1 rRNA gene is annotated in these 1587 nt (G+C 53.2%); it reads right to left on the reverse strand.

Annotated features, from left to right (window positions below):
* Positions 1-24: 24 nt before the first annotated feature.
* Positions 25-1577: ribosomal RNA gene (locus tag R7O12_RS24315) — 16S ribosomal RNA — on the reverse strand.
* Positions 1578-1587 lie beyond the last annotated feature (10 nt).

Consider the following 1587-nt stretch of genomic DNA (forward strand, 5'->3'; position numbering starts at 1 on the left):
ACACTCATCGCAATAATCATCGTTTAAGGAGGTGATCCAGCGCCAGGTTCCCCTAGCGCTACCTTGTTACGACTTCACCCCAGTCATGAACCACAAAGTGGTAAGCGTCCCCCCGAAGGTTAAACTACCTACTTCTTTTGCAGCCCACTCCCATGGTGTGACGGGCGGTGTGTACAAGGCCCGGGAACGTATTCACCGTGGCATTCTGATCCACGATTACTAGCGATTCCGACTTCATGGAGTCGAGTTGCAGACTCCAATCCGGACTACGACGCACTTTTTGGGATTCGCTCACTTTCGCAAGTTGGCCGCCCTCTGTATGCGCCATTGTAGCACGTGTGTAGCCCTACTCGTAAGGGCCATGATGACTTGACGTCGTCCCCACCTTCCTCCGGTTTATCACCGGCAGTCTCCCTGGAGTTCCCGACATTACTCGCTGGCAAACAAGGATAAGGGTTGCGCTCGTTGCGGGACTTAACCCAACATTTCACAACACGAGCTGACGACAGCCATGCAGCACCTGTCTCAGAGTTCCCGAAGGCACCAATCCATCTCTGGAAAGTTCTCTGGATGTCAAGAGTAGGTAAGGTTCTTCGCGTTGCATCGAATTAAACCACATGCTCCACCGCTTGTGCGGGCCCCCGTCAATTCATTTGAGTTTTAATCTTGCGACCGTACTCCCCAGGCGGTCTACTTAACGCGTTAGCTCCGAAAGCCACGGCTCAAGGCCACAACCTCCAAGTAGACATCGTTTACGGCGTGGACTACCAGGGTATCTAATCCTGTTTGCTCCCCACGCTTTCGCATCTGAGTGTCAGTATCTGTCCAGGGGGCCGCCTTCGCCACCGGTATTCCTTCAGATCTCTACGCATTTCACCGCTACACCTGAAATTCTACCCCCCTCTACAGTACTCTAGTCTGCCAGTTTCAAATGCTATTCCGAGGTTGAGCCCCGGGCTTTCACATCTGACTTAACAAACCACCTGCATGCGCTTTACGCCCAGTAATTCCGATTAACGCTCGCACCCTCCGTATTACCGCGGCTGCTGGCACGGAGTTAGCCGGTGCTTCTTCTGTCGCTAACGTCAAATAATGCAGCTATTAACTACACTACCTTCCTCACGACTGAAAGTGCTTTACAACCCGAAGGCCTTCTTCACACACGCGGCATGGCTGCATCAGGCTTGCGCCCATTGTGCAATATTCCCCACTGCTGCCTCCCGTAGGAGTCTGGACCGTGTCTCAGTTCCAGTGTGGCTGATCATCCTCTCAGACCAGCTAGGGATCGTCGCCTTGGTGAGCCCTTACCTCACCAACTAGCTAATCCCACCTAGGCATATCCTGACGCGAGAGGCCCGAAGGTCCCCCTCTTTGGCCCGTAGGCATTATGCGGTATTAGCCATCGTTTCCAATGGTTATCCCCCACATCAGGGCAATTTCCTAGGCATTACTCACCCGTCCGCCGCTCGACGCCGTTATCGTTCCCCGAAGGTTCAGATAACTCGTTTCCGCTCGACTTGCATGTGTTAGGCCTGCCGCCAGCGTTCAATCTGAGCCATGATCAAACTCTTCAATTTAAGATTTTGT

Source organism: Vibrio sp. Vb1574, from assembly GCF_033338675.1.